This window comes from Kitasatospora sp. NPDC050543, from assembly GCF_044457565.1.
Lineage (GTDB): Bacteria > Actinomycetota > Actinomycetes > Streptomycetales > Streptomycetaceae > Kitasatospora.
Map to the genome: position 1 here is coordinate 23,095 of NZ_JBITGZ010000042.1, position 18,262 is coordinate 41,356.

The window sequence follows — 18,262 nt, forward strand, 5'->3', positions numbered from 1 at the left end:
CCCGGTGCGGTGCCGTTCGCGGCACCGCACCCTTCCGGGCACCGGCTCCCCGTGCGCCGGTGCCGTGGCCGCCGTCCCGGCCCGACCCCCGGCGGGCCGGGACGGCGGCCCCTCGCCCCCTTAACCGACCCCACCCCACCCGCGAGAGACGAGAGAGATCCCCGAATGACCGTGCCCAACCCCGCCGAGTACGACCTCTGGATCCGCCGCTTCCACCAGGCTCCGGACGCGAAGGTGCGCCTGCTGTGCCTGCCGCACGCCGGTGGCTCGGCGAGCTTCTACTTCCCGGTGTCGACCGCGCTGTCCCCGCAGATCGAGGTGCTCGCGGTGCAGTACCCGGGCCGCCAGGACCGCCGCTCCGAGCCGAGCATCGGCACCGTCGCCGAGCTGGCCGACCGGATCCACCGGGTGCTGGGGCTGGTGGCGGACGACCGTCCGCTGGCGATCTTCGGCCACAGCATGGGTGCGGTCCTCGGCTTCGAGGTGGCCCGCCGGCTGGAGGCGGACGGCCGCGCACCGGCCGCGCTGTTCGCCTCCGGGCGGCGCGGGCCCGCCACCCACCGCGACGAGAGTGTCCACCTGCGGGACGACGACGGCCTGGTGGCGGAGCTCAAGTCGCTCAGCGGCACCAACACGGCGCTGCTCGGCGACGAGGAGATCCTGCGGATGATCCTCCCGGCGATCCGCAACGACTACCGGGCGATCGAGACCTACCGCCGCCCGGAGGGTGGCCCGCTGAGCACCCCGATCACGGCGATGATCGGTGACGACGACGTGAAGTCGAGCGTGGAGGAGGCCAAGGCGTGGGCCGAGGAGACCACCGGCGACTTCGCGCTGCGGGTGTTCCCGGGCGGCCACTTCTACCTGGCCGCCCACCAGAAGGCCGTGCTGGCCGACATCACCGACCGGCTGGCCGCGTACGCCTCCTGACCCCGGGCGTGCGAACGCCGCCGGCCCCGCTGGAGGAGCGGGGTCGGCGGCGGGCCCGGGCGGGTTTGGTGTGACTGCGTCAAGAGTGTGGTCAGGGGTCTGCGGTGCCAAGTCGCCGGAGGAGGGGGAACCGGAGGAGGACCGCCGGTCCTGAGGGTGCGTCGGATGCGGCCGGCCCCCGCGGCCGGCCCGGTGGCGCCTCAGGCGTAGCTGGCGGCGCCCGTGGCGCCACCGGTGACCAGGCACAGCTCGCCCGGCAGGTCACTGCGCCGGGTCACCTTGAGTTTGCGGTACACCCGGGTCAGGTGCTGTTCCACCGTGCTGACGGTGATGAACAGCTCCCGGGCGATCTCCCGGTTGGTGTGTCCGAGCGCCGCCAGCGAGGCGACCCGGCGCTCGGCGTCGCTCAGCCCGCCCGCGTACGCGCTGCCGGCCGCCTGCGGGGCCTCCTCGCGGACGTCGGAGAAGAGGCTGGACAGCCCTCGCTGGATGGGCTCGGCCCGGTGCTCCTTGGCCAGCTGCCAGGCCCGGTTCATCATGATCCGGGAGCGCTTGTGGTCGCCGAGGTTCTGGTGGGCGTAGCCGAGGTCGGCGAGCGCGAGGGCGAGCTCGATCGGGGAGTCGCTGCGCTGGAGCTCGTCCACGGCCTGGCGCAGCAGGGAGGGGCGGTGCTTCAGCTCGGCGACGGCGGCGCTCAGACGCACCGTCATGCCGCGGGAGCGGGAGGGGCCGGGCTGAAGGCGCCGGGCCTGCTCGTCGATCAGCACCTTGGCCTGGAGCATGTCGCCGGCCTGGAGGTGCACCCGGGCGGCGGCGCCGCGCCACGGCACCACGCTCGGCAGGTCGAGGTCCCAGTCCTGCATCATCTCGCCGCAGATCGTGAAGTCGTCCAGGGCGGCCTGGGAGTTGTTGGTGGCGAGCCGGAACTCGCCTCTGGCGTAGAGGTAGTGCAGGCCGTAGCGGGTCTTGTAGATGGCCTGCGGCACCGGTCGGTGGAGCAGCTCGGCGGCGTCCTCGTACTTGCCCATCGCGGTCTGGGCGAGCAGCAGGGTGGCGAGCGGCAGGCCGATGTTGACGCCCCAGCCCTGCCAGGGCATGATCTCCAGCGCCGTCATGGCGTCGCGCTCGGCGTCGGCGAGCCGGCCCTGGCGGATGGCGATCTGGCTGCGCAGCGCCAGCAGCGGGGGGCGCCAGCCCTCGGCGGCGTTGCCGATCCGCTCCAGCAGCTGGTCGCAGCAGAGCGCCGCGCGCTCAAGCTGGTCGCCGTAGATCAGGGCGAGCAGAGCGAACTCGGCCTGCTCCCACGAGCGGTAGGTCAGGCGCAGGCTGCGCAGGACCTGCTCGGCGGCGAGGAAGGTGTGCTCGCGGGCCCGGCCACTGAGGACCTCGTCCAGTACGGCGGCGGCCTGGAGCTGTGGGTCGGCGCGGACGGCGGCCGGGGTGCGGACCTCGTCGACGCGGCCGGGGCCGAGCGGCGGCAGGTCGGCCAGGGCGCCGGGGTAGGAGCTGGAGAGCATCAGTTTGACGGTCTGCAACTCGGCGGCGGTGCGGCCCTCCACCGTCCACTGCTGGCTCATGATGTGCTCCAGGGTGGCGGAGGCCTCGGTGAGCCGGCCGTGGCGCAGCAGGTACTTGAGCACGACGACGGACTGGCGCTCGGCGATGTCGCCGGCCCGCAGGGCGGACGTGAGCTGGGGCAGGTGGCGTACGGCGTTGCCGGCCTGGAGCTGCCATTCGACGCCGGCCAGCAGGGTGAGCACCTCGCCGCGCCGGCGGCGGTCCGTGCAGCTGCGGTGGGCGTGTTCGACGCAGCGCCGGGCGAGTGCGGCGTCGCCGTCCACCAGGGCCTCGCGGGCGACGTCGCAGAGCACCTTGATGCTCCAGGACTCGCCGGGCTCGGTGGAGGCCAGCAGCTGCTGGGCGATGGCCCGCTCGGTGGCGCCACGGCTGTAGAGCAGGTGGGCGGCGCGGAAGTGCAGCCGGCTGAGCTCGGCGGCGTCGGTGTCGTGCAGGACGGCGGTGCGTACGGCCGGGTGGCGGAAGCGGCCGTGCTCCAGCAGGCCGGCCGAGTCGAGGCCGCGTACGACGCGTTCGACGGAGGAGGGGGAGCGCTCCAGCAGGTGGCCGAGCACCTGGGGGCAGCCGTCCTCGCCGAGGACGGCGATGCCGCGGGCGACGGCCAGGGCCGAGCTCTCGCTGCGGTGCAGGCAGCTGACGACGGCCTGGGAGAAGGCGTAGCCGGCGCCGAGGGTCGCCGGCCGGGCCTCGGAGGGCAGCCGGGTGCAGGTGCGCAGGTCGTCCAGGAGGGCGTGCACGAGCAGCGGGTTGCCGCCCGTCAGGGCGTCGACGGCGGAGCAGAGTTCCTTCGCCGCCGGTTCCTGCGTCGTGAGGTCGCCGTCGCGGTGGGCGCCTCGGTGGGCGCCGGTGCGGTGGACGTCGTCGAGCCGGGCGCCGATCAGCTCGTTCACGCCGTCCCTGGTGAGCGGGCCGAGCATGACGCGGCGGCAGTTCGGCTGGCGCAGCAGTTCGGCGTGGAAGGCGGGCTGCGGGTGCTGGGAGGCGGTGCGCTCGGCCAGCACCACGGCTATCCGGGCCGAGCCCAGACGCCGGATCAGGAAGAGCAGCCACTGCAGGGAGTGGTCGTCGGCGTGGTGGACGTCGTCCACGCAGAGCAGGATCGGCGAGGTGGTGGAGAGTTCGAACAGCACGGCGCAGAGTTCCTGGACCAGGTCGGCGCAGAGGTGGGCCGCGCGTTCCCCGCCCCCCTCACCCCAGTGCGGGGCATTCTGCGTGGCGGCGGCGGCCAGCCGCAGCAGGTGCTGGACGTGCTTGTGCCGAGTGGGGCTGAGCGGGGCGTGGCGCAGCAACTGCCCGGTGATGCTGAGGGGGGTGTTGCTCTCGGCCTGCGCGCCCACGGCCCGCAGGGTGATGAAGCCGGCCAGGTGGGCCTGCTCGCACAGGGCGCTGAGCAGGACGCTCTTTCCGGTGGCGACCGGTCCTGCCACCAGGCCGACCGATCCCATGCCGTTCGTCGCGTCGGTGGTGAGCCGGGTCAGCTGAAGCAATTCCTCGCCGCGCTCGATCAATTCGGGTCGGGCCGTCATGTACTGGGCTCCTTGCTTCGGGTCCCGATAGCCGCCCGCAGTGAATTCCCGGTGCCGGGGAATCACCGTGGGCCCATGGATTGTTCAAAGAGGGTTTCCCGGCGGTTCGCCGGCCGCGGTGCGTGCCGGCCGGCGGTGTGCCGGCCCCGCCTGGGCGGGGCGGCGGCACCGGCGCCCACCTGGCGTTTCGTCGCCGTGGGTGCCGGTGGCCGCCTCAAGGATTGGCAGGCGCACAAGTGAAGTTGACGGTGCGTCCAGTGGTGCACCGGCGCGGCGCGGCCGACTGGCGGACCTCAAGGTGTCGAATGCCGTATCCCATAGCGTGGAACACCGTTCCCCCGTGAACTGGCGGAGACAATTCCGGCTGACCCGAATGAAGAATGATTCGGGATTCAACCAGAATCGTGTCCGCGCGGATTCCATGCCCGTCCGCTCCTCGTCCTGGCCGGTCGCCCTGACGGTGAATTGGAGTTGCGGGACAACTGGTCCGAACATAACACTGCCGACCCCCGCGGGGCGAAGGTTGTCGTCAGGAACTGATCAAGATTTGAGGTGCCTAGGTGCGCTAGGGGTAGGGGTAGGGGCCCCCATTCGGCGGGGGTCGATGGGGCAAATGGGGGCGAATCACCCCATCTTGCCGGGCGGCCACATGCGCACGTAATGGACACATGTGGTTAACCCTCGAACGCAACGGGTCGGCGTTCGGACAGCGACCGGACGGGGATCCGGGGGAGGTCCGTGGCAGGCGGTAACTGTCCCGTAATTGTTTTGACATATGAGAGAACGGCCGGGTTCACGCCAGCGGTTCACCGCTGGGGAACCCGGCCGTCCCGGATGGTCCTGCCGGCGCGTACCGCGCCCGGCGTAGCCGGCCCTACCCCGGTGTGCAGTCGGAGCAGCTCAGGCCGTGCGGATGGGCCGGTGGCGGGACCACGCCGTCGCCGTCGCACGGCGGCCCGGTCCGGACGACGAGCCGGCAGCGGCGCCGGCGAAGGGCGCTGGTGAACTCCAGGTGCGGGCCCAGGTGGCCGACGACCCGGTCGGCGGCGGACTTGGAGACCCCGAACAGCGAGGCGACCTCACGCATGGTCAGATTGGTGCGCCAGTAGGCCACCACCAGCAGGACCCGGTCCTCCAGGTCGAGGGTCCAGCGGCGTCCCGCCCGCGGTCCGTCGGCCCCGGCGAGCGGCCGCAGGGCCTCCAGCAGCTGGTCGAACTCCTCGGCGCTCAGGCCGGTGAGCAGTTCCACCCAGGTCGTCTCCGCCGCGCTGATCAGCTGGGTCATCGCCGGCCGCGCCCGCTCCGGCCCGTCGGGCCCTGCCCGGTCCGGTCCCGCGCCGTCGTGCGAGGCCGCCCCCTGCGCCGGCACCCTGTGCCCGGTCCCGCCGGACACCACCTGAACGTCGGACACCACCTGGACGTCGAGTACCGCCTGAGCGCCGAACACCGCCCCCGCCCCACTTTCACCGCTGCCGTCCCCCATTGCCCCACCCAGCCACAACACACCACGCTTGCCCCCGAGGCGGGCGCTCACTCCTCCGGGAGGAGGACGGGCGCGATCTCCTCGAAGACGTCCCCGGGGCCGGGGTTGGCCGGATCGCTGGCGCCCCCCAGGTGGTGCACCACTCCCCAGACCGCGTTGAGCGCGGTGGTGACCGCACCCTCGGCGAATCCCGCCGTCCAGGAGACGTCGTCCCCTGCCAGGAAGAACCCGCGCCGGCCGGCCGGCAGGCCGTCCTGAACGAACTGGGTGAACAGTCGCCGCTGGTAACGGTACTGGCCGGGAAGGTTCGCCTTGAAGGCACCCATGAACAGTGGCTCGGTCTCCCAGGTCACCGTGATGGGTGCTCCGATGATATGCCGACGGAGATCAACACCGGGATAGATCTCCGCCATCCGGAACAGCAGTACCTCCAGCCGTTCCTCGTCGCTCAGGGTGGCGAACTTCAGCGAGTCGTCGTTCCAGGTGTACGACAGGCAGATCACGCCGGGCCGGTCGGGGCCCTCGTCGAAGAGGTAGACCCCGCGCGGCGAGCGGTCGGTGAGCGTCATGCTCATCGCGTCGTGGCCGGTCCGGGGATCGCGGTCCAGCCAGAACGGGCGGTCCGTCAGCACGAACAGCTTGGAGGCCCCCATGTAGTGGGTGCGCTCCACCGCCGTCCACTGCCGCGGCGACAGCAGGGCCGGATCGCACTCCACGCGGCCCAGCAGCGTCCACACGTGCGGGGTGAACACCACCGCGGGGAAGCGCTCCGAAGCCCCGTCCTGGTCCGTCACCTCGACCCCGTCGCCGATCCGCCGCAGCGCAGACACCCCCGGGCGCGGGCGCCCGTCGTGCAGCGTGGCCAGCGAGGTGGCCGCCGGCCAGTGGCCGCCCGGACCCGCCGGGCGGGTCCACAGCCCGTCGACGAACCGCCCGGTGCCGCCCACCAGCCGCACCTGGTCCTGGTCGGCGCCGGTGAACACCACCCGCAGCACCTCCAGGATGGAGTTGGGGAAGTCCGTGTCCCAGCCGCCGGTACCGAACCCCACCTGCCCGAAGATCTCCCGGTGGCGGAACGAGCGGAAGTACGGCGAGGCGGCCAGGAAGCCGTAGAAGGACTGGTCGTCCAGGGTGCGCACCATCCGGTTCCACACCGCCTTGAGCAGCGGGGCGTTGCGGCGCCGGACGGAGTCCTCCATCACCGCCAGCTCGGCCTGCTCCAGCAGCGTCTTCTCCCAGGCGTCGGAGACCTCCCGGTACACCGGCGGCAGATCCTCCACCGTCCGGGCCACCCGCCGCTCGCCGTTCAGGTCCACCAGCGTGCTCGGGGTGTGCGCCGAGAGCGGGTTGGGGAACGGGCTGGTCTCCAGACCGAGTGCGTTCACATAGTGGAAGAGCGCCGTCGCCGCCAGCGGGAAGCGCATCGCGCCCATCTCCGCCGTGACCGCCGGATCCGCCGGGAAGGGCACCGCCCGCATCCGGCCGCCCAGCTCGCCGGCCTCGTACAGCACCGGACGCAGGCCCAGCCGCATCAGCTCGTACGCGGCCACCAGGCCCGCCACCCCACCGCCCACCACCGCGACCCGCGTACCGCGCCGCTCGGCCGGCAGCCGGCCGAGCCCGGCCGGATGCCCCAGCCAGTCGTCGTACGCGAACGGGAAGTCGGGGCCGAACATCGTCAGCGGAGCGGTCACTTCACGCGAGTACTCGCCGGTACCGGGAGACATGGGACACCTTTCGGGGCCCGGCGCACGAGGTCAGCCCAGCCGGGCGGGCAGACCCTCGTAGAGCTCGGGACGCCGGTCGTGGAGATAGGGAGTGTCGGCGCGCGCCTTCGTCACCACGGCCGGGTCGACGTCCGCCAGCAGCAGTCCCTCGACGGGCTCCTCCAGCGTCACCCGGGTGCCGTCCGGGGCGGCCACCGTGGTCAGCCCGCAGAAGTCCAGGCCGCCCCGCTCGCCGATCCAGTTGGTGTAGGCCACGTACAGCTGGCTCTCGAACGCCCGGGCCGGCACCAGGGTCCTGGCGACGAAGTCCCAGGGGCGCATCAGCGCCGTCGGCACCACCAGCAGCTGGGTGCCCGCCATCGCGTGCGCCCGCACGGACTCCGGGAACTCCACGTCGTAGCAGACCAGCAGACCCACGGTCAGCCCGCCCAGCCGCGCCTGCACCACACCGTGGTCGCCCGGCACGAAACGGGAGGTGTCCACGTCGCCGAAGAGATGCGCCTTGCGGTAGGCCGCCAGCGTGCCGCCGTCCGCGGCCACCAGCCGCGCCGCGTTGTAGACGCCGGCGTCCTCGTCCTCCGGCCAGCCGTGCACCACGGCGATGCCGAACTCACGGGCGATCGCCGAGACGGACGCGCAGTGCGGGCCGTCCAGCGGCTCGCGGGCCTGGGCCAGATTGCCGGGCCGCAGCGGATAGCCGCCCACGGTCATCTCCGGGGCGACCAGCAACTGCGCACCGGCCTCCGCGGCCCGGCGGGCCGCCTCGCGCAACCGCGCCAGCAGGTGCGGGACGTCGGGGGAGCCGCACGCGGCCTGCCAGCAAGCAATCCTCATCGCGTGCGTCCTCAGGTAGCGGGTGCGGTCGTCCCCGGGCGTCGTTCGCCGCCACCGACGCTAGGCTGGCGCGCCGCGGCCCGACAACCCCTGGCCAGCGCGGATCCGCCGGGGGCCGCGGCTAGGGGCGGCAGGGGTGGCAACAGGGGTGGCGGCCACCGGCCCCGGCGCGGTTACGTTCGACCAGGCCCTGTCCGGCCGACCCCCGCCGGGCGTGCGACGCCGGGCCCGCCTCCCCTGCGACCGGGGCCGGGCCGGCGCGAGCCGATCCGGCCGGATCGCCCGGGCAGGACCCGGACCGCACCGCGCCGACCCCTCGGCCGCCGCGCTCCGGCCTCGAACCGCCGACAGAACGGGCTGGACATGACGATCGGTAAGCCGGGGAGCAGCGCAATCGTCTTCCCCGCCATGGGCCCCTCGCGCTTCGCCGACTTCGGCCGCTTCATGGTGGCGAACGCCGCCGCCAGGAGGCGCTTCGCGGTGGCGGACGAGGTGCTCGGCCACAGCGTCTTCGACGCGCTGCGCGAAAGTGACGACGACTACTCCGAGGTCGCCCAGGTGACCTCCTTCGTCGCCTCGCTGGCCCTGGTCGAGTGGGGCCGGGACACCGGGCGGCAGGCGCCCGCCGACTACTGTGCGGGCGTCAGCTTCGGCAAGATGGCCGCGGCCGCCCACGCCGGCGTGCTGCCCTTCGACGAGGCCGTGCGCCTGGTCGCCGAGACCGCCCGCTGCGAGGCCGGCTACTTCGCCGAACACCACAGCGACATCGTCACCCACTCCTTCGTCAAGATCGGCCCCGAGAAGCTCGACGAGCTGCTCGCCGAACTCGCCGCCGCCGACGAGTGGTACGAGGTCTCCTCCCACCTCGACCACGACCTCTACATGGTCTCGCTCTCCGAACGCGCCCTGGAGGGCTTCAAGAAGCGCATCGGCGCCTGCGGCGGCTACTCGCTCTACACCATGCGCCCGCCCGCGCACGCCAGCATCTTCGCCCCGCTGCGCGAGCGCGTCCAGCAGGACGTCCTCGCCCGCTACCGGCTGCGCGACCCTCGGGTGCCGATCGTCTCGGACCAGGACGGCTCGCTGGTGGAGAGCGCCGAACAGGCCGCGCAGTGGATCCTCGGCGGTTTCGTCCGGCCGATGAACTGGCCCGGCATCGTCGACACCCTGGTCGGACGCGGCGTCGACCGGATCGCCATCGTGGGACGCGACCGGCTGCTGCGCCGCCTGCGGTGCACCGTCGACAACTTCACCACCAGCACGCTCGCGCCCGACTCGGCGCTCAAGCCGGTCACCTGAGCGTCCGGGACCGCCGGACCGGCGCCGGCCACCCGCTCGCCGCACCGCCGCACCGCCGCACCGCCGCGCCCGAGCGGCCCGAGGAAGGCACAACCCCCTTGACGAACCACCCCGGACCAGCGCACGGCACGCTCTTCGCCACCAGCGACCTGCACATCGGCTACCAGGAGAACCGCGAGATCGTCCAGGGCCTGCGGCCGCGGACCCCCGACGACTGGCTGATCGTCGCCGGTGACATCGGCGAGATCATGGCGGACGTCGAGTGGGCGCTGGGCGTGCTCGCCGAGCGCTTCGCCACCGTCGTCTGGGCGCCCGGCAACCACGAGCTGTGGACGCACCCGTCCGACCCCGTCACGCTGCGCGGAGTCGAACGCTACGAGCACCTGGTGCGGCTCTGCCGCGACCTGGGCGTGCACACCCCGGAGGACCCCTACCCGCTCTGGCACGGTGAGGGCGGCCCGGTGCGGATCGCCCCGCTGTTCGTCGGCTACGACTACACCTTCCTGCCCCCGGGCACCCGCACCAAGGCGCAGGCGCTGGCCCGGGCGCACGAGAGCGGTGTGGTCTGCTCCGACGAGTACCTGCTGCACCCCGACCCCTACCCGAGCCGCGAGGCCTGGTGCCGGGCCCGGGTCGCCGTCACCGAGCGCCGGCTCGCCGAGGCCGACCCGGCGGTGCCCACCGTGCTGGTCAACCACTACCCGCTGGTGCGCACCCCCACCGACGTCCTGTACTACCCCGAGTTCGCCCAGTGGTGCGGCACCACCGCCACCGCCGACTGGCACACCCGCTTCAACGTGGCCGCCGTCGTCTACGGCCACCTGCACATCCCGCGCAGCACCCGCTACGACGGTGTCCGCTTCGAGGAGGTCTCGGTGGGCTATCCGCGGGAGTGGCGCCGGCGCGGCCCCGACGTACCGTCAGGGCTGACCCGGATCCTGCCGGAGCGGGGTGCCCGGTGATCGAGCGGATCCTGCCCGGACAGGTCGTGGCGATCGAGTCGACGGCCCAGCTGCCGACCGTACCCGCGCAGCACGAAGGTCTCTTCCCCGAGGAGCAGGCGCACATCGCGCGCTCGGTGCCGCACCGGCAGGCCGAGTTCCACGCGGTACGGGCCTGCGCCCGGCGCGCGCTCGCCGCTCTCGGCCGCCCGGCCGTGCCGCTGGTGCCCGGGCCGCGCGGCGAACCCCGCTGGCCGGACGGCGTGGTGGGCAGCATGACGCACTGCGCGGGCTACCGGGCGGCCGCCCTCGCACCGGCCGCCGAGCTGCTCGGCGTCGGCATCGACGCGGAGCCCGACCAGCCGCTGCCGGACGGGGTGCTGGAGGCGGTCGCCCGCCCCGAGGAGCTGCCCCGGCTCGCCGAACTCGCCCGCGCCCACCCGGCGCTCAGCGCCGACCGGCTGTTGTTCAGCGCCAAGGAGAGTGTCTACAAGGCGTGGTTCCCGCTGACCGGGCTGATGCTCGACTTCTCCGAGGCGAGCCTGACCTTCGCTCCGGACGGTACCTTCACGGCGCGCCTGCTGGTGCCGGGCCCGGTGGTGGCCGGCCGGCGGCTGCCGGGCTTCGAGGGCCGCTGGCTGGCCGCGTCCGGCCTGGTCGTGACGGCCGTCGCGGTGCCGCACCCCTGAACGCCCGGCACTCTGAGGCGACACCCCGAGAAGGCACCTGAACGGCCAGCATGCCTGTGTCGAACGGGAGTTGGCCGTCCGGTACGGGCGCGCCGGCGGTGCGGCGGGTGGGGGCGGATAGGGGTACTGCGTCCGGCGTCGCCTCGGTAACGTCCGGAAGGTGGCGGTGCGGCGTTCCGGCGTTCCGGGCCGGGCCCCGACCGCGCCGACCGTGCGGTGCGCGCGCCCGGCGGCCGGCGCCGCGGGCGCCCGACCCCAGGCCGCGTCAGCCGACTGCCGCGGTCATTCCCCTCGGCCCCGGATTCGACGCCCGCGCGCCGCAGTGGCGGGCGCACCCCCTCGGTGGCCGCCGAGCACAAGAAGGAAGAGTGAGCCGATGGCGGCAAAGATCCTTGCGGAGGACTCGGCGGCGACCCTCGCCGAGTTCGAGCAGGACACCCTGAGGGTCGCGCAGGTGCTGCGCGAGCGCGGTGTCGGGCTGGGCAGCCGGGTACTGCTGAAGGCGGGGAACTCGGCGAGCTACGTCTCGGTCCTGTTCGCCCTGATGCACCTCGGCGCCTCCGTCGTGCTGGTCGACCAGCAGGAGAAGAGCGAGGCCACCGGCTCGATCATGCGCCGGGCCGGCACCAAGCTGGTTCTGGTGGACGACGACGCCCCGGTGCCCGCCGAGACCGAGCCGGTTCACCTCTACGAGCTGATCTCCGCCGCGCCCGAGGTCCAGGTCACCGACGAACGTCTGGACTTCGGCGCCTGGTGCGATCTCGACGACGCCCTGATCATGTGGTCCTCCGGCTCCACCGGCGAGCCGAAGGGCATCGTCAAGAACGGCGGCAGGTTCCTGGAGAACCTGGAGCGGAACGCCCGGCACATGGGCCACTGCTCCGACGACGTGCTGCTGCCCCTGCTGCCGTTCTCCCACCAGTACGGCCTGTCCATGGTGCTGATCGCCTGGATCGTGCAGGGCTCGCTGGTCATCGCCCCCTACAAGCGCCTGGACCGGGCGCTGCGGATGGCCGGCCCCTCCGGTGCGACCGTCCTGGACGCCGCCCCGGCGACCTACCGCAGCATCCTGGGCATCCTGCGCCAGAAGCCCGCCCTGGAGGGCTCGCTGGGCGCGGTGCGGATGTTCTGCAGCGGCGCGGCCCCGCTCGACCAGGCTCTCACCGACCTGTACGTGGAGCGCTTCGGCCTGCCGCTGCTGGACAGCTACGGCAGCACCGAGGCCGGCAACGTCGCCTTCGCCACCGGCGACAACCCGGTCTCCTGCGGCCAGGTCATGGACGGCCTGCGGATCCGGGTCGTCGACGACGAGGACCGGGAGGTGCCGGCCGGGGTGGTCGGCGAACTGCTGGTCGAGACACCGGACGTGATGATCGGCTACCTGACGGACGCGGGCGGTATCGACCCCGTCGCCCAGGACGTCTTCCGTACCGGCGACCTCGGCTACCTGGACGCCGCCGGCAACCTCTTCGTCCTCGGGCGGAAGTTCGCCGTGCACCGCAACGGCTACACGCTCTACCCGGAGATCGTCGAGCGCAAGGCCGCCGCCGGGGGCTGCGCGACCCGCATCGTGGCGCTGCCGGACGAGCGGCGCGGCAGCAGCCTGGTCTTCTTCGTCGAGGACGAGCAACTGCGCGACGCCGCCCACTGGCGGGAGAAGCTGAACGGGCTGCTGCCCGCCTACGAGCAGCCGAACCGGGTGGTCGTCCTGGAGCAGTTCCCGCTCAACCGCAACGGCAAGCCGGACAAGCGCCGGATGACCGAGCTGGCGCTCGCCGAGGCCGAGGCCGGCTCCGGGGCCCCTGCGGGCACGCCGGGCGGCTGACCCCCGCTCAGCGCGTCGGGCCGCCGCCCGTGCTCCGGGCGGCGGCCCGAAGGCATGCCCGGGGCGCGCGGGGCCGGCCCGTCCATCCGCCGTCGGTCCATCCGCCGTCGATCCGCCGCCGGCGTGCATCCGTGGGTGTCAGTCCAGCAGCCCGCGTTCCATCGCGGCCAGCACCGCCGCCGTGCGGTCGGACACCTCCAGCTTGCGGAAGATCCGCAGCAGGTGCGTCTTGACCGTCGCCTCGCCGATGTGCAGCTCGCGGCCGATGTCGGCGTTGGTCAGGCCCCGGCCGACCAGGTGCAGCACCTCGCGCTCGCGGGCCGACAGCGGCGGCGGCTCCTGGGCCCGCGCCCGGAAGAGCCGGCCCGCGACGGCGGGGGAGAGCACCGTCTCGCCGCGGGCCGCGGCCCGGACGGCGTCGATCAGGTCGCCGCGCGAGGTCCCCTTCAGCAGGTAGCCGGCCGCGCCCGCCTCGACGGCGCGCAGGATGTCCGCGTCGCTCTCGTAGGTCGTCACCACGACCACCCGGGGGCGGCGCGAGCGGGCCAGGATGCGCGCGGTGGCGGTGACGCCGTCCATCGCCCCCATCCGCAGGTCCATCAGCACCACGTCCGGGTCGAGCGAGGCGGCGAGCACCACCGCCTCCTCGCCGCCGCCGGCCGTCCCCGCGACGGTGATCCCCGGCGCGGACTCCAGCATCGCCGACAGGCCCTCGCGTACCACGGGGTGATCGTCGGCGATCAGTACGGTGATCGCCGGCTGGTCGGGGGCGGCGGTGGTCATCTGGTCTCTCCGGAGGGCTTGTGCTGTGCGTCGTCGGGGAGCCGGCCCGCGCCGGCCGCGTCCGGCTGCGGTGTGTCCGGGTGCGGTGTGTGCGGGCCGGCCGTGTCCGGGCCGGCGCCGAGCGGCACCCGGACCTCAACGACGGTGCCGAAGCCGGACCGGCTTGACACCCGGACGGTGCCGCCGGTCTCCCGCAGGCGCTCCCGCAGGCCGCGCAGCCCGTATCCCTCGCTCTGCCGGCCGGTGTCGAACCCGCAGCCGTTGTCCGTCACCGTCAGCCGGACCTCGCGGTCCGTGAACTCGGCGCGCAGCGCGACCCGTTGGGCACCGGCGTGCTTGCGGACGTTGGCGAGCGACTCCTGGACGGTGCGCAGCAGCACCACGCCCACGGCCGTCGGCAGCGGGAACTCGGTGCCCTCGGCGGTGTAGTCCACCGTCAGGCCGGTCTCGGCGGCCAGCGCCTCGCCCTGGCGGCGCAGCGTCGCGCCGAGCGAGTTGCCGCGCAGCGCGGCCGGGGTGAGTGCGGCCACGAAGCCCCGCGTCTCGGCCAGGTTGTCGGTGGCGGACCTCGCCGCCAGCGCGAGGTGGTGCCGGGCCAGTTCCGGATCGTCCTCCAACTCCGACTCGGCGGTCTGGATCAGCGCGATGATACTGGTCAGGCCCTGCGCCACGGTGTCGTGGATCTCGCGGGCCAGCCGCTCACGCTCGGCGGCGATCCCGGCCTGGTGGGAGAGCCGGGCCTCCCGCTCCCGGCTGCACTCCAACTCCTCGATCAGCCGGCCGCGTTCGCGGCTCTGCTCGACCACCCTGGTGATCCACAGGCCCAGCAGCACCGTCAGGGCGATCCCCAGCAGCGTCAGCGGCAGGATGCCCAGCACCTCGGCGCCGAGCCGGCCGCTGCTGATCCACACCAGCACGAGCGGCACCAGGTTGGCGCAGAGCACCACCGCGACACCGAGCGAGGACGGCAGGCTCATCAGCAGCATCGGGCAGATGGCGAACAGCGCGAACCCACTGGCCGGGTCGAGCACCGAGGCGACGGCGAACAGGGTGAGCAGGCCGAACGCGAACCACCGGCTGCGCGGGAGCTTCTCACGACCGAGCACCAGCGGCCGGCCGAACGCGGCGTACCAGGGGACGATCAGGGTCAGCGCGGCGACGGCGCCCGCCACCCGGCCCGGGGCGGCCTGCGAAGTGAGCAGCAGCCCGGCGGTGACCAGGTAGGAGAGGCCGAAGTAGGTGTCCCACAGCCCGGCCCAGCGCACCACCGGGTCCTGACGGAAGGCCGCCTCGGCGGCGGCATCGCCGGCCTCGGCGTCGTCGGGGACGCGCGGGGCGGCGGTGGCCTGGTCGGTGGTCACCTGCCCGGCGGCGCGGGGGCCGGTGGCACGGGAGCCGGTGGCGGATCGGTCGGCGGCGGGGGGCTGGTCGGGCAGGGCGCGAGCTGGCACGCTGACCAGTCCTACCACGCGCCGCCACCCCGTGCACCCGCCGCCCGGGGCAGGCCCCGGCCGCGACCGTGGTCGGGTGCCGGAGCGCGCGCCCCCGCCGCCCCTCCGGCGGCACCGGCCGGGCCGTCCGCCGGGTCGTCAACCGCCCCGTGTCCACCGACCGGTGGACAGCCGGGTCCGTCCACCGGTTGTTCCGCCGCGTACGCCGCGTCCCTAGCGTGGAAGCAGTGAGGACGTCAGAAGGTCCTCGACCCACGAGCTTCGGGAGCCGCACCACATGAGCGGGTTCGCCACCACCCTGGTGGTCAGCGGGACGGTGCTGGCCGTCATCCTGGCCAGTGACCTCGGCCGCCGCCGGATCACCACGATGCGCCTGATCCGGCCGCTGATCGCGGTGGCCGTCGTGATGGTGCTGTTCTTCCACACACCGCAGCTGGCCGGCAACGACCTGTCGCTCCAGCTGGTCGGCGTCGGCGTCGGCATCATTCTGGGCCTGACCGCCGGGGCGATGCTCCCCGGCGAGGCGGATTCCGACGGAACCGTGTACACCAGGGCCGGTCTGCTGTACGCATTGTTCTGGCTCGCAATGTCGGCGGCCCGGGTGGTCTTCGTCTACGGAATCGAGCACTGGTACACGGCCGATATCATCGAGTTCGCCGTCAAGTACCGGATCAGCGGGCCCGAGGTCTTCTCGAATTCGCTCGTCCTGATGGCGCTCGCCACCGTACTCGCACGGACCGTCGTGGTGCTGAACCGCCGCCGACGGCTCCAGGTCGCCACCCGATAGGAACAGGACAGGAAATGCCCTCATCCGAAGGTCTCCGGCTCCGGCCACCGCAGCACCGGGTGGAGCGCCGCGCCCTCGCCTGGTGGACGGTGCAGGCCTCGCTGATCCCCGTGCCGCTCATCCTGACGGTTGCCGCCCTCTACCTGTTCATCCCCCCGGCCCGGTTCGTCTTCGGGTGGGTGCTGCTCGCGGTCACCGTCCCGGGCCTGGCCTACATCGCGGTGATGCCGCAGTGGCGCTACCGGGTGCACCGCTGGGAGACCACCGACGAGGCGGTGTACACCACCTCCGGCTGGCTCTGGCAGCGCTGGCGGGTGGCCCCGCTGTCGCGGATCCAGACCGTCGACACCGTCCGGGGCCCGCTGGAGCAGCTGTTCGGCCTCTCCGGCATCAAGGTCACCACGGCCTCCGCCTCCGGTGACGTCAAGATCCGCGGGATCGACCACCGCAGGGCGCTGGAGGTCGTCGAGCACCTGACCCGCACGACCCAGGCCACCCCGGGGGACGCCACATGAGCGCCGGACCGCTCGGGCCGGAGCACGCCGGCGCCGCGACCTCCCGGGGCGCCGTGCCCGGGCCGCGTGCCGAGGCCGCGCCCGCGGGGGAGGCGGACGACGCCGCCTGGCAGGGCCTGAGCCTGCGCTCCGTCCCCATCCACCTGACCTGGCTCCTCGCCCCCCTCGCCACCGCGGCCGGCAGCGTGCTCGGCGGGGACGGCACCCTCAACCTCCAGGCCCTGATCACGCTGGCCTCCCTCACGGTCACCTTCGGGGTGATCACCGGCATCAACCTGATGCGCTGCCTCACCACCCGCTACCGGATCACCCATGACCGGCTGGAGGTGCGCAAGGGCCTGCTGTTCCGCAGCCGCCGCACCATCCTGCTGGAGCGCATCCGCAACGCCGACGTCGTCGCCAAACCGCTCTACCGCATCCTCGGCCTCGCCTCGGTGACCGTCGGCGTCGCCGCCGGCGGCTCCTCGGGCGGTTCGCTGACCCTGGACGGTGTCACCCGCGACCAGGCCACCGAGCTGCGCCGGGACCTGCTCAACCGGCGCGCCGCCCTGCTCGCGGCCGGCCACGGCGATCAGGCCGAGGACGTCGCCGCCGCCGCGATCGCCGCGTTCGAGCGGTCCTGGGTGCGCTACGCCCCGCTGACCATCTGGGGCGTCGGCGGCCTGTTCGCCGTGATCGGCGTCGCCTACCGCACGCTCCACGAGCTCCAGGTCGACCCGCTGAAGCTCGGCGTCGTGCGCGGCCTGGCCGACACCTTCGCCTCCGTGCCCGTCTGGGTCGCCGTGCCGCTCACCCTGATGGTGGTCGCCGCCATCGGCACCGCCGGCGCGGTCGGCCTCTACATCGAGGGCTGGTCCGGCTTCCGGCTGGCCCGCGAGGACGGCGGCATCCTGCGGGTACGGCGCGGGCTGTGGATCCACCGCTCGGTCTCCATCGAGGAGCAGCGCCTGCGCGGCGTCGAGGTGATCGAGCCGATGATGCTGCGCTGGGGTGGCGGCGCGCGGCTCCAGGCGATCGCCGGCGGCCTCGGCACCGCCGAGGAGAACCGCGCCCGCGGCGCGCTGATGCCGCCCTCGCCCCGCTCGGAGGTCCTGCGGGTGGCGGCCGACGTGCTCGGCGCCGACCGGTCGCCGACCGAGGGCGCCGAACTGCGCCGTCACCCCCGTCGCGCGCTGCGCCGTCGTCTCAACCGGGCCCTGCTGGTGGTCCTGCCCGTGGTCGGCGCCGTGGCCGTGCCCGGCATCTGGGTGCCCGCGTTCCTCACCGCGGCCTGGATCACCGCCGCAGTGCTGCTGCCCGTCGCGGTGCTGCTCGCCGTGGACGCGTACCGCACCCTCGGCCACGGCCTGGCCGGGCGGTACCTGGTGGCCAGGGCCGGCACCTTCGCCCACCGCACGGTCGCGCTCCAGCGCGAGGGCGTGATCGGCTGGACGGTCTCGCGCTCCTTCTTCCAGCGCCGCCACGGGCTGCTGACCCTCAGCGCCGCCACCGCGGCCGGCGCCGGGGTCTACCGGGTGCGCGACGTCGCCGAGGCGGAGGGGCTGGCCTTCGCCGAGCAGGCCGTGCCCGGACTGCTCGCGCCGTTCCTGGAGCGCGACTGAGCCACCGCGTGAGGCAGGGGTGGCCCGTCCGAAGGGAATTCGGCCGCCCGCTTTACCAGCCCCACCGGGAAGCGGTAGCGTGACCCGATTGTGGGAGCGAATTCCCCCGCGCATTCCACCGCCGCATTTCTCCGCCTTTCTCGCCGGCCGGCGGCCCCGCGAATTCCTAGGGGCCGCCGGCCCAATCGTAGGGGTGATTAGGGGCCCCTTAGGGGGTTATCCGCAGCTCCTTTCCCGTGGCACGCTGACCAAAGGTGTTTGATACCGTCAGCCGGGTAGTGGAGCGCGCGATG

The 18,262-nt window shown here is 73.4% G+C and carries 13 protein-coding genes and 1 pseudogene; 8 read left to right on the forward strand and 6 right to left on the reverse strand.

Annotated features, from left to right (window positions below; genetic code table 11):
• Window positions 1-165: 165 nt before the first annotated feature.
• Window positions 166-930 carry a thioesterase II family protein gene (locus ACIBH3_RS32035; protein ID WP_396315616.1) on the forward strand — a complete coding sequence of 255 codons (765 nt, stop codon included), beginning with the start codon at window positions 166-168 and terminating at the stop codon, window positions 928-930.
• A gap of 200 nt (window positions 931-1,130) precedes the next feature.
• Here the strand turns inward: ACIBH3_RS32035 and ACIBH3_RS32040 are convergent, their stop codons facing one another.
• From ACIBH3_RS32040 to ACIBH3_RS32055, 4 genes and pseudogenes are all read right to left on the reverse strand, one after another.
• The gene (locus ACIBH3_RS32040; protein ID WP_396315617.1) at window positions 1,131-4,034 is read right to left on the reverse strand and encodes an AAA family ATPase; all 2,904 of its coding nucleotides are present in this window, start codon (window positions 4,032-4,034) and stop codon (window positions 1,131-1,133) included.
• Window positions 4,035-5,043: 1,009 nt separating this feature from the next.
• Window positions 5,044-5,319, reverse strand: a pseudogene (locus ACIBH3_RS32045) (transposase family protein); the annotation flags it as partial.
• A 245-nt stretch (window positions 5,320-5,564) separates the two neighbouring features.
• Window positions 5,565-7,244 carry a flavin monoamine oxidase family protein gene (locus ACIBH3_RS32050; RefSeq protein ID WP_396315618.1) on the reverse strand — a complete coding sequence of 560 codons (1,680 nt, stop codon included), beginning with the start codon at window positions 7,242-7,244 and terminating at the stop codon, window positions 5,565-5,567.
• 30 nt (window positions 7,245-7,274) lie between these two features.
• Window positions 7,275-8,078, reverse strand: coding sequence for a carbon-nitrogen hydrolase family protein (locus tag ACIBH3_RS32055; RefSeq protein ID WP_396315619.1), 804 nt, complete (start codon window positions 8,076-8,078; stop codon window positions 7,275-7,277).
• 363 nt (window positions 8,079-8,441) lie between these two features.
• Between ACIBH3_RS32055 and ACIBH3_RS32060 the strand changes: the two genes are divergently transcribed.
• From ACIBH3_RS32060 to ACIBH3_RS32075, 4 genes are all read left to right on the forward strand, one after another.
• Window positions 8,442-9,377 carry an ACP S-malonyltransferase gene (locus ACIBH3_RS32060; protein WP_396315620.1) on the forward strand — a complete coding sequence of 312 codons (936 nt, stop codon included), beginning with the start codon at window positions 8,442-8,444 and terminating at the stop codon, window positions 9,375-9,377.
• Between the two features lie 98 nt (window positions 9,378-9,475).
• Window positions 9,476-10,339 (forward strand): metallophosphoesterase family protein, encoded by an 864-nt coding sequence (locus ACIBH3_RS32065; protein WP_396315621.1) that lies wholly within the window; start codon window positions 9,476-9,478, stop codon window positions 10,337-10,339.
• Window positions 10,336-11,007: a 4'-phosphopantetheinyl transferase gene (locus tag ACIBH3_RS32070; RefSeq protein ID WP_396315622.1), complete on the forward strand. Its 672-nt coding sequence runs from the start codon at window positions 10,336-10,338 to the stop codon at window positions 11,005-11,007. The genes ACIBH3_RS32065 and ACIBH3_RS32070 overlap by 4 nt, the downstream gene beginning before the upstream one ends.
• Before the next feature lie 376 nt (window positions 11,008-11,383).
• Window positions 11,384-12,832 (forward strand): class I adenylate-forming enzyme family protein, encoded by a 1,449-nt coding sequence (locus ACIBH3_RS32075; RefSeq protein ID WP_396315623.1) that lies wholly within the window; start codon window positions 11,384-11,386, stop codon window positions 12,830-12,832.
• 138 nt (window positions 12,833-12,970) lie between these two features.
• Here ACIBH3_RS32075 and ACIBH3_RS32080 read toward each other — a convergent pair whose 3' ends face one another.
• Entirely contained in the window at window positions 12,971-13,615 is a 645-nt protein-coding gene (locus tag ACIBH3_RS32080) for a response regulator (protein WP_396315624.1), read from the reverse strand.
• Window positions 13,612-15,066: a sensor histidine kinase gene (locus ACIBH3_RS32085; RefSeq protein WP_396315625.1), complete on the reverse strand. Its 1,455-nt coding sequence runs from the start codon at window positions 15,064-15,066 to the stop codon at window positions 13,612-13,614. The genes ACIBH3_RS32080 and ACIBH3_RS32085 overlap by 4 nt, the downstream gene beginning before the upstream one ends.
• A gap of 277 nt (window positions 15,067-15,343) precedes the next feature.
• Between ACIBH3_RS32085 and ACIBH3_RS32090 the strand changes: the two genes are divergently transcribed.
• Genes ACIBH3_RS32090 through ACIBH3_RS32100 form a run of 3 tightly spaced genes read left to right on the forward strand, consistent with a single transcriptional unit; the run spans window position 15,344 to window position 17,969 of the window.
• On the forward strand, window positions 15,344-15,853 hold the full coding sequence (locus ACIBH3_RS32090; protein WP_396315626.1) for a hypothetical protein: 510 nt from the start codon (window positions 15,344-15,346) through the stop codon (window positions 15,851-15,853).
• Window positions 15,854-15,867: 14 nt separating this feature from the next.
• Complete coding sequence (locus tag ACIBH3_RS32095) at window positions 15,868-16,368, forward strand: PH domain-containing protein (RefSeq protein ID WP_396315627.1); 501 nt, start codon at window positions 15,868-15,870, stop codon at window positions 16,366-16,368.
• Window positions 16,365-17,969: a PH domain-containing protein gene (locus ACIBH3_RS32100; protein ID WP_396315628.1), complete on the forward strand. Its 1,605-nt coding sequence runs from the start codon at window positions 16,365-16,367 to the stop codon at window positions 17,967-17,969. The genes ACIBH3_RS32095 and ACIBH3_RS32100 overlap by 4 nt, the downstream gene beginning before the upstream one ends.
• Window positions 17,970-18,262: the final 293 nt, after the last annotated feature.

Coding starts and splice junctions, on each gene's coding strand:
- ACIBH3_RS32035 (WP_396315616.1), top strand. CDS start 166: ATGACCGTGCCCAACCCCGCCGAGTACGACCTCTGGATCCGCCGCTTC.
- ACIBH3_RS32040 (WP_396315617.1), bottom strand. CDS start 4,034: ATGACGGCCCGACCCGAATTGATCGAGCGCGGCGAGGAATTGCTTCAG.
- ACIBH3_RS32050 (WP_396315618.1), bottom strand. CDS start 7,244: ATGTCTCCCGGTACCGGCGAGTACTCGCGTGAAGTGACCGCTCCGCTG.
- ACIBH3_RS32055 (WP_396315619.1), bottom strand. CDS start 8,078: ATGAGGATTGCTTGCTGGCAGGCCGCGTGCGGCTCCCCCGACGTCCCG.
- ACIBH3_RS32060 (WP_396315620.1), top strand. CDS start 8,442: ATGACGATCGGTAAGCCGGGGAGCAGCGCAATCGTCTTCCCCGCCATG.
- ACIBH3_RS32075 (WP_396315623.1), top strand. CDS start 11,384: ATGGCGGCAAAGATCCTTGCGGAGGACTCGGCGGCGACCCTCGCCGAG.
- ACIBH3_RS32080 (WP_396315624.1), bottom strand. CDS start 13,615: ATGACCACCGCCGCCCCCGACCAGCCGGCGATCACCGTACTGATCGCC.
- ACIBH3_RS32090 (WP_396315626.1), top strand. CDS start 15,344: ATGAGCGGGTTCGCCACCACCCTGGTGGTCAGCGGGACGGTGCTGGCC.
- ACIBH3_RS32095 (WP_396315627.1), top strand. CDS start 15,868: ATGCCCTCATCCGAAGGTCTCCGGCTCCGGCCACCGCAGCACCGGGTG.
- ACIBH3_RS32100 (WP_396315628.1), top strand. CDS start 16,365: ATGAGCGCCGGACCGCTCGGGCCGGAGCACGCCGGCGCCGCGACCTCC.